At 54.1% G+C, this 8,093-nt stretch carries 9 protein-coding genes, 1 other RNA gene and 1 pseudogene; 6 read left to right on the top strand and 5 right to left on the bottom strand.

Features of this window, described 5'->3' with window-relative positions:
* Nucleotides 1-226: pseudogene (locus RTY00_RS14820) on the top strand (IclR family transcriptional regulator); the annotation flags it as partial.
* Here the strand turns inward: RTY00_RS14820 and RTY00_RS14815 are convergent.
* Entirely contained in the window at nt 213-1,520 is a 1,308-nt protein-coding gene (locus RTY00_RS14815; protein WP_312664955.1) for an MFS transporter, read from the bottom strand. The pseudogene RTY00_RS14820 and the gene RTY00_RS14815 overlap by 14 nt on opposite strands.
* Nucleotides 1,521-1,738: 218 nt before the next feature.
* Here RTY00_RS14815 and RTY00_RS14810 point away from each other — a divergent pair, with 218 nt between their 5' ends.
* Nucleotides 1,739-2,467, top strand: a complete 729-nt coding sequence (locus tag RTY00_RS14810) for an oxidative stress defense protein (RefSeq protein WP_312664954.1) — start codon at nt 1,739-1,741, stop codon at nt 2,465-2,467.
* 38 nt (nt 2,468-2,505) lie between these two features.
* Here RTY00_RS14810 and RTY00_RS14805 read toward each other — a convergent pair whose 3' ends face one another.
* Nucleotides 2,506-3,411: a LysR family transcriptional regulator ArgP gene (locus RTY00_RS14805; protein WP_007890292.1), complete on the bottom strand. Its 906-nt coding sequence runs from the start codon at nt 3,409-3,411 to the stop codon at nt 2,506-2,508.
* Between the two features lie 181 nt (nt 3,412-3,592).
* Here RTY00_RS14805 and rpiA point away from each other — a divergent pair, with 181 nt between their 5' ends.
* Nucleotides 3,593-4,252, top strand: coding sequence for a ribose-5-phosphate isomerase RpiA (gene rpiA / locus RTY00_RS14800; protein ID WP_008108258.1), 660 nt, complete (start codon nt 3,593-3,595; stop codon nt 4,250-4,252).
* A gap of 279 nt (nt 4,253-4,531) precedes the next feature.
* A complete protein-coding gene (gene serA, locus RTY00_RS14795; RefSeq protein ID WP_008108257.1) occupies nt 4,532-5,770 on the top strand; it encodes a phosphoglycerate dehydrogenase in 1,239 nt (412 codons plus the stop codon).
* A 38-nt stretch (nt 5,771-5,808) separates the two neighbouring features.
* Here serA and RTY00_RS14790 read toward each other — a convergent pair whose 3' ends face one another.
* The 3 genes from RTY00_RS14790 to zapA form a co-directional block, all read right to left on the bottom strand.
* Entirely contained in the window at nt 5,809-6,405 is a 597-nt protein-coding gene (locus tag RTY00_RS14790; RefSeq protein ID WP_312664953.1) for a 5-formyltetrahydrofolate cyclo-ligase, read from the bottom strand.
* 73 nt (nt 6,406-6,478) lie between these two features.
* Nucleotides 6,479-6,662: non-coding RNA, 6S RNA (ssrS, locus tag RTY00_RS14785), on the bottom strand.
* A 39-nt stretch (nt 6,663-6,701) separates the two neighbouring features.
* On the bottom strand, nt 6,702-7,031 hold the full coding sequence (gene zapA / locus RTY00_RS14780; RefSeq protein WP_007890288.1) for a cell division protein ZapA: 330 nt from the start codon (nt 7,029-7,031) through the stop codon (nt 6,702-6,704).
* Nucleotides 7,032-7,201: 170 nt separating this feature from the next.
* Here zapA and RTY00_RS14775 point away from each other — a divergent pair, with 170 nt between their 5' ends.
* Both RTY00_RS14775 and RTY00_RS14770 read left to right on the top strand, forming a co-directional pair.
* Complete coding sequence (locus RTY00_RS14775) at nt 7,202-7,783, top strand: YecA family protein (protein WP_101761948.1); 582 nt, start codon at nt 7,202-7,204, stop codon at nt 7,781-7,783.
* Nucleotides 7,784-7,833: 50 nt separating this feature from the next.
* On the top strand, nt 7,834-8,093 hold a 260-nt coding region (locus tag RTY00_RS14770), incomplete at its 3' end, for an aminopeptidase P N-terminal domain-containing protein (RefSeq protein ID WP_312664952.1).

Raw genomic sequence — 8,093 nt, 5'->3', positions numbered from 1 at the left:
TAGCGAAGAACAGTGGCTGCAAATCGCGCCGCTGCTGGCGCGTAAGCGTGCTGATGGTTACCTGATTTGGCATCGCGATGACGGTGAAATCAGCATGGCGCAGCCGATTGATAACAACCGTGCGGCGCTGGCGTTCGCCAAAATCTGGCAGGACGATGAGGCGCATCTCGCGCAGCGGCTGCAACAGCTGCAATCGCTGGCGCAAACCGTCATCACTCCGCGCTAACATGATCGATTTTCCCGACAATAAACAGATAACTGCAGATGCCAATCGCGGCCAGCACGGCGATAAATGCCAGTGCTGGCGCGAAGTTATCGCCATCGATTAACGCACCAATAGCAATCGGCACCACGATGGAGGAGAGCGCGCCGGTAAAGTTAAATACGCCGCCCGCCAGACCAATCAAATGGCGCGGTGCCAGCGCCGTGACAAACACCCACGTAATGGTCGCCAGGCCGTTGCCGAAAAATGCCAGCGACATAAACAGGATGATCAGCGTGGAATCATCGGTGTAGTTGGCTCCAAGGATAAACAGCGTCAGGAACAGGCCGAGGATCACCGGCAACTTGCGCGCCACGCTGGCGGAGACACCGCGACGTATCATGCGATCCGAGGCAAATCCGGCCAGCAGCACGCCGCAGAAGGCGGCGAAGTAGGGCACCGAAGCCACATAACCGCTTTTGATGAAGCCCATGTGGCGATACTCCACCAGATAGGTCGGGAACCAGGTGAGGAAGAACCAGAAAGTGGCGGAAATGGTGAACTGGCCAATATAGATGCCGACCAACTTGCGAGTGCGGAACATCTGCGCCAAATCGCTCCAACGGGCTTTAGGCTGCTGCGTATTCTGCCGACTCTCCAGCAGCGCACCGTTGTCGCGCAAATAGTTGAGCTCAGCTTCGGACACGCCTTGATGTTGATTCGGCTCGCGGTAGAGCCAATACCACACCAGCGCCCAAATCATCCCCGCAACTCCGGTAATCAAAAACAGCCCGCGCCAGCCAAACGCATCCTGCAGGTGAAACAGCAGCGGCGTCATGCAGGCGAGGCCGACAAACTGTGCTGAGGAGTAAATACCGATCGCGCTGGCGCGCTCTTGCTCCGGGAACCAGCTGGAGATGACCCGATTGTTGGAGGGCATCACCGGCGCTTCAAACGCGCCCACGCCAAGCCGCAGACCGAACAGCGCGCCAAAGCTATTGGCAAGCGCATGTAGCGCGGTAATCAATGACCAGGCAAACAAACCGACGCCATAGACCACGCGCGCACCAAGGCGATCGATGAGGAATCCGCCGGGAATCTGCAGTGCAGCGTAGATCCAGCCGAAAGCAGAGAATATCAATCCCATCTCCATCGGCGTGAAGCGTAGTTCGCCCGCCATTGCCGTGGCGGCAACCGACAGGTTAGTACGATCCATGTAATTGATAATGATGTTAACAAACACCAGACTGAGCATCAGAAAGCGCGTGCGTCCAGCGCGAACGCTGACGGCTGTTTGGCTAAGCGGCTGTTCTGTCATTGGCAACTCTCCCGAACCCAGAAGTGTTTCTTTAATAGAAACGTTTAAGTGTTTTTTTGGCGAATCTGTACCGCTAAATTTGCGATCGCGGCGAGGTTAAAACAGCAGAGTGCCCGAACTTTTTGCTGAATCAAAACTCAGAGCATCACGCATGGTAATGTGTTTTGGGTTTAGCCATAGTGGCGACCTGCAAATTGAATCCCTCAAGGAGGACTTTCGTGAAACTGAAAGCACTGGCGCTGGCCGCCGTAATGAGCACCGGCGCACTGTCCGGTTTAGTTCAGGCAGGCGAATTGCCGAATGGACCGCATGTGGTGACGTCTGGACAGGCAAGCGTTGATGCCACGCCTGATATCGCCAGACTCGCCATCGTGGTGAGTGTTTCGTCGAAAGACGCGGCAGAAGCGAAGAAACAAGCTGATGACCGCGTGGCGCAATATTTCGATTTCCTGCAAAAGAACGGCATTGAGAAAAAAGAGATTGATGCGGCAAACCTCAGCACGCAGCCAGAGTACGATTACACCAAAGAAGGTAAGTCGGTACTGAAAGGCTATCGTGCCGAACGTCAGGTGCAGGTGACGTTGCGTCAGCTGGACAAGCTGAACGAGCTGCTGGATGGCGCGTTAAAATCTGGCCTGAATGAAATTCGTTCCGTCGAGTTGGGTGTTGCGAATCCGGACAGCTATAAAGAAAAGGCGCGAAAAGTGGCGATTGCCAATGCTACGCAGCAGGCCAATGCGCTGGCAGAAGGGTTTAACGCTAAGTTAGGTTCGGTTTACAGCATCCGCTATCACGTTGCGAACTATCAACCGATGCCGATGGCGCGCATGTATAAAGCCGCCTCAGCATCCGCTGATACCACCGCGCAGCAAACTTACGAGCAGCAGAGCATTCACTTCGACGATCAGGTGGATGTGGTGTTCGAAATCAAACCGAATACGCCGTAAGTCTGTATATCAGGTCGCCATGAATGGCGACCTGATCTTTACGCCGGCAACACATCCTGACGCAGCACACGATGTCCGTGCGCAATCAGCGCATCGGTGACGCTGCGCATCAAACGGCTTTCCGGCGCAAACCGGTGCCAATACAGCATACGACGCTGATACAGGCCTGGCGTCAAATCCACCAACTCACCTTGCGCCAGCTCGCGCTCAATCTGCAGATGCGGAATCATACAGCACACCGAACCCTGACGCGCCAGCTGCACAAAGGCTTCTGACGAGTTAACGATGTGGCAGGGCACGCTGCCCGGCGACAGGTCAAAGTTCTGCTGTAAAAACGCCTGATGCATATCATCCAGATGATCAAACGCCACCGCCGGTGCTTTCAGCAGCGCAGAGCGCGTAACGCCATTTGGGAAGTAACGTGCAGCAAAATCAGGTGAGGCGCAGAACAGATAATCGAGCGCGCCCAGTTGATCCACTAAGCAGCTTGGCAGCGGCTGCGGCTGAATACTCACCGCGCCGACCACTTCACCACGACGCAGACGTTCCTGCGTGCGGGTTTCATCTTCTACCTGCAAATTCAGGCGCACCGGCGAATCGGCCAGCACATCTTTAAGCGCGGGCAGCAGCCAGGTTGCCAGACTGTCGGCATTGACCGCCAGCGACAGCAACAGCGGCGTGGTTCCACCGTTATCATCACCTAGCCACTCCTCTTCCAGCAGCTCAACCTGATGTAACAGCGCCAGTAATTTTTGTCCCTGCTCGGTCGGACGCGGCGGCACGGTGCGCACCAGCAGCGGCTGACCAAATAAATTTTCCAGCTGTTTAATACGCTGCGAAACCGCAGATTGGGTAATGCAAAGTTTTTGTGCCGCACGCTCAAAGCCGCGCTCGCGAATCACAGCATCCAGCGCCTGAAGCGTTCGATAATCCGGGCGTTTCATTGTTGTTCTCTCTCGTTCAGGGTGGACGTTACTATGCCATAAAACTGTCAAATTGTGCTGCGGCGCATTTTTGCGGGCTGGCTTCCAAAGCGTTAAATCGGCTGTCTAACAGTCGCGCTTTTTTACAGCGCCTTGTTTTATACTACGCGCACTTCGATGTCGCACAGGTTTTAAACATACCATGACCCAGGATGAACTGAAAAAAGCGGTAGGTTGGGCAGCGCTGCAGTACGTAGAGCCCGGCACCATTGTCGGCGTAGGTACCGGATCAACGGCGGCGCATTTTATTGATGCGCTTGGCACCATGAAGAATCAGATTGAAGGCGCGGTTTCCAGCTCGGAAGCCTCGACGGAGAAACTGAAAGCGTTAGGCATTCACGTCTTCGATCTCAACGAAATTGATGAACTGTCGGTTTACGTTGATGGCGCCGATGAAATCAATCCGCAGATGCAGATGATCAAAGGCGGTGGCGCAGCGCTGACGCGTGAGAAAATTGTTGCAGCGGTGGCGAAGAAATTCATCTGCATTGCCGATGCATCGAAAGAAGTCGATGTGCTGGGTAACTTCCCGCTGCCGGTTGAAGTGATTCCGATGGCGCGTTCCTATGTGGCGCGTGAACTGGTTAAACTCGGCGGCTTGCCGGAGTATCGCCAGAACGTCATTACCGACAACGGCAACATTATTCTCGACGTGCATAATCTGCGTATTCTCGATCCCATCGAACTGGAAAAAACCATCAACGCGCTGCCTGGCGTGGTAACCGTTGGCCTGTTTGCGGGACGTGGTGCCGATGTCGCGCTGATTGGCACCGCTGACGGCGTGAAAACCATCGTAAAATGATCTGTCCGGCGCGCGTAATGCGCCGGTTATTTCCATCCGCAAAACATCTTTTCTCGCCAGGCTGAAATTTGGTGACTTATGTCACAAAACATTCATCAGCAGTGAGTTCGTACTTCGTCCACTCAGGATGTCACGATTTTGTACGGCATTGTGCTGTCTCCGCGTGGGCGCGTGCTGGCTCCCAGGCAATCGTTTGTATTGCTGCGCACGAAATTTTTGATATTTTGACAGAAGGCTACCTTATGGTAGTCCTCATTGAATTCTGAATAGGGTCGGGAAATGGCAAAGGTATCACTGGAAAAAGACAAGATTAAGTTCCTGCTGGTGGAAGGCGTTCACCAGAGTGCGCTGGAAAACCTGCGTGCAGCAGGCTACACCAACATCGAGTTTCACAAAGGGGCGCTGGATGCGGAGTCGCTGAAATCCTCCATCCGCGATGCGCACTTCATTGGTATCCGTTCCCGTACCCAACTGACCGAAGAGATTTTTGCTGCTGCAGAAAAGCTGGTGGCAGTCGGCTGCTTCTGTATCGGTACTAACCAGGTTGATCTTGGTGCTGCGGCAAAACGCGGCGTGCCGGTGTTCAACGCACCGTTCTCCAACACCCGTTCAGTGGCTGAGCTGGTGATTGGCGAAATGTTGTTGATGCTGCGTGGCATTCCTGAAGCCAACGCCAAAGCGCACCGTGGCATCTGGAATAAAGTCGCCAACGGTTCGTTCGAAGCACGCGGCAAAAAACTGGGTATCATCGGTTATGGCCACATCGGCATGCAGCTGGGTGTGCTGGCAGAAAGCCTCGGTATGCACGTGTTCTTCTACGATATCGAAAGCAAGCTGCCGCTGGGTAACGCGACGCAGGTGCGTCATCTCTCCGATCTGCTCAACATGAGCGACGTGGTGAGCCTGCACGTTCCCGAAACTCAATCGACCCAGAACATGATTGGTGCCGAAGAGTTGGCGCTGATGAAGCCAGGCGCGCTGCTGATCAACGCCGCGCGCGGTACCGTGATTGATATTCCGGCGCTGTGTGATGCCCTGGCGAACAAACATCTCTCCGGTGCAGCCATCGACGTGTTCCCGGTTGAACCTGCAACCAACAGCGATCCGTTCAACTCTCCGTTGTGCGAGTTCGATAACGTGATCCTGACGCCGCACATTGGTGGTTCAACGCAGGAAGCGCAGGAAAACATCGGTATTGAAGTTGCTGGCAAGCTGGCGAAGTATTCGGACAATGGTTCAACGCTGTCTGCGGTTAACTTTCCGGAAGTTTCGCTGCCAATGCATGCGGCGAGCGCGAGCCGTTTGTTGCACATCCACGAAAACCGTCCAGGCGTGTTGACGGCCATCAACCTGATCTTTGCCGAACAGGGCATCAACATCGCGGCTCAGTATCTGCAAACTACGCCGGTGATGGGTTATGTGGTTATTGATATCGATGCGGAAAAAGATGTAGCGGATAAAGCGCTGCAGGCGATGAAGGCGATTCCGGGCACCATCCGCGCCCGTCTGCTGTACTGATTAAACAGGGCGCCATCGGCGCCCTTTGTTTTTCCTGCTTACGCTTCCCATTGCCACAGTTTTGATGGCGTCAGTATCGCGGGTAGCGGCACATCCCAAGCGGCGACCGGCAGCGCTTCTATGCGTTGACAATCATGTGCGATCCCCACAGGAAGAAAACCATGCTGCTGCCAGTGTTGCAGCGTGCGATCGTAGAATCCGCCACCCATTCCTAAACGTTGGCCCGCATGGTCAAACGCCACCAGCGGCACCAGCATCACATCGAGTTGATCCAGCGTTGCCAACTGCGTGATATCCAACGGCGGTTCCGGAATGCGTAGCTTATTTGGCGTGAGTGAAGTTTCTGGCGTGTAACGGATAAACAGCAGATTACCCGGCGAGAAGGGATGGAGCACCGGTAAATAGACCTGCTTTTTCTGCTGCCACAGTTTGGCGATCAGCGGGCGGGTGTTGATCTCTCCATCGACAGACAAAAACAGCGCAATGCGTTGAGCATTAGCGATCGGCGCAATGTTGATGGCGTGTTCAGCCAATTGATCGGCGGCCTGTTCTTGCTGTTCAGATGTGAGATTGCGGCGCAGATGGCGCACATGCTGACGGATTTCTTGACGGTCGAGAAGTGAGGGCGCTGACATGATATCCCCGGCAGATTGGGCTGTTTCCAGCACTATATCATGCGAACCGGGGGATGCAGATTGGAACTAAATGGAGATCTCCGAGATGCCGCCGCAGGCTGTAACCCTTGAACCCTTGGTTCAAGGTGAACATGCCGTCACAACTATTAGGCTTCTCGGACGGACCGAGCATGCGCACAAATTGTGGAGCGTCACATTCTGTTGGTATGAAATATCGGCTCAGGGGACTGGCCCGCTTGCAAACATCTCAGAGAAAATTTACTTCACCGTCACTCTAGCATGAGGACCATGAAGTGTTATTCAAAATTAGGGCCCTGGCGGTCAGTTATGCGACCTTGCTCTACTAACGCTTGTTCAATGGTCTGCTGCAGCATGCGGATACGTTGTTCCATGTTTGCTGCGTAGTCGCGCGTCTTACCTTTCTCTTGTGCCAACTCGTGGCAGATGTTTAACGCGGCGATGAACACCAGTTGCTCTGTATTGGTGACTCTAGTGCGAACTTTTAAATCTTGCAACCGTTGATTGAGATCCTCTGCGGCCAGATTCAGCGCATCTTGCTGTTCAGGCGGGCAATTCACTCTTAACGAACGACCAAAAATTTGAATATCTACTGGTTGTGCAGACATGCCACCATCCTAACTGATTACTTCGATCGCATCTCCCTTACCGGTCAATGGGTTGGGAGGTGCGAAACTATATATACCCGAGTTATAAGTTACAACCCCTTTTCTGGAAACCCAGAGGCACCTGGTGGTAGCATAACACGAACTTATTCCGCCAACGACGACCAAAGCTTATGTCTTTACAGAACGCAACGCCGAGTTACAACGCGCTGGCCGCGGCCCTTTCACAGCAGGGCGTGGGCATGACGCCAGCCGAAATGCATGGTCTCCTATCCGGGATTCTGTGCGGCGGCAATCAGGATACCAGTTGGAAAACCATGGTTCACGATCTCACCAACGAAGGCATGGCGTTTTCGCAGAGCCTGTCTCAGCCGTTGCAAGCGCTGCATGAAAGCCTGGCGACCACGCTGGAAGACGAAGGCTTTATGTTCCAGCTGATGTTGCCGGAAGATGATGACATCACGGTATTCGATCGCGCGGATGCGCTGGCCGGTTGGGTCAACCACTTCCTGCTCGGTTTGGGCGTCACTCAGCCTAAGCTGGAGAAAGTGACCGGTGAAACCGGTGAAGCGATTGACGATCTGCGTACTATCGCACAGCTTGGCTATGACGAAGATGAAGATCAGGAAGAGCTGGAGCAGTCACTCGAAGAGGTGATTGAATACGTGCGCGTTGCCGCTCTGCTGTGCCATGACACCTTCACGCGTCCGCATCAGCCAACGGCACCAGAAGTACAGAAACCTACGCTACATTAAGCGCGTCAATGCGGGTGCGTTGTAGCCCGTCTTCAACAGGGAGTGCAAACATGATTACCTTGGATACGTTTCAACAACGTCGTCAGGCGCTGATTGCCCGCATGGCGCCAGGCAGCGCGGCATTGATTTTTGCTGCACCTGAAGTGACGCGTAGCAACGACACCGAATACAACTTCCGGCAAAACAGTGACTTCTGGTACTTCACCGGTTTTAACGAACCGCAGGCGCTGCTGGTATTGATCAAAAGCGATGATAAGCACAATCACAGCGTGCTGTTCAATCGCGTGCGTGACCTGACAGCCGAAATCTG

This window comes from Pantoea sp. CTOTU49201, from assembly GCF_032054795.1.
GTDB lineage: Bacteria > Pseudomonadota > Gammaproteobacteria > Enterobacterales > Enterobacteriaceae > Pantoea > Pantoea symbiotica.
The sequence above is the reverse complement of the archived record's forward strand: the minus strand, read 5'-3'. Positions and strand labels throughout refer to the sequence as shown.

What these genes read in the sequence shown, in the direction of transcription:
- serA (WP_008108257.1), top strand. Translation starts at nt 4,532, where the DNA reads ATGGCAAAGGTATCACTGGAAAAAGACAAGATTAAGTTCCTGCTGGTG.
- rpiA (WP_008108258.1), top strand. Translation starts at nt 3,593, where the DNA reads ATGACCCAGGATGAACTGAAAAAAGCGGTAGGTTGGGCAGCGCTGCAG.
- RTY00_RS14815 (WP_312664955.1), bottom strand. Translation starts at nt 1,520, where the DNA reads ATGACAGAACAGCCGCTTAGCCAAACAGCCGTCAGCGTTCGCGCTGGA.
- zapA (WP_007890288.1), bottom strand. Translation starts at nt 7,031, where the DNA reads ATGTCTGCACAACCAGTAGATATTCAAATTTTTGGTCGTTCGTTAAGA.
- RTY00_RS14790 (WP_312664953.1), bottom strand. Translation starts at nt 6,405, where the DNA reads ATGTCAGCGCCCTCACTTCTCGACCGTCAAGAAATCCGTCAGCATGTG.
- RTY00_RS14775 (WP_101761948.1), top strand. Translation starts at nt 7,202, where the DNA reads ATGTCTTTACAGAACGCAACGCCGAGTTACAACGCGCTGGCCGCGGCC.
- RTY00_RS14805 (WP_007890292.1), bottom strand. Translation starts at nt 3,411, where the DNA reads ATGAAACGCCCGGATTATCGAACGCTTCAGGCGCTGGATGCTGTGATT.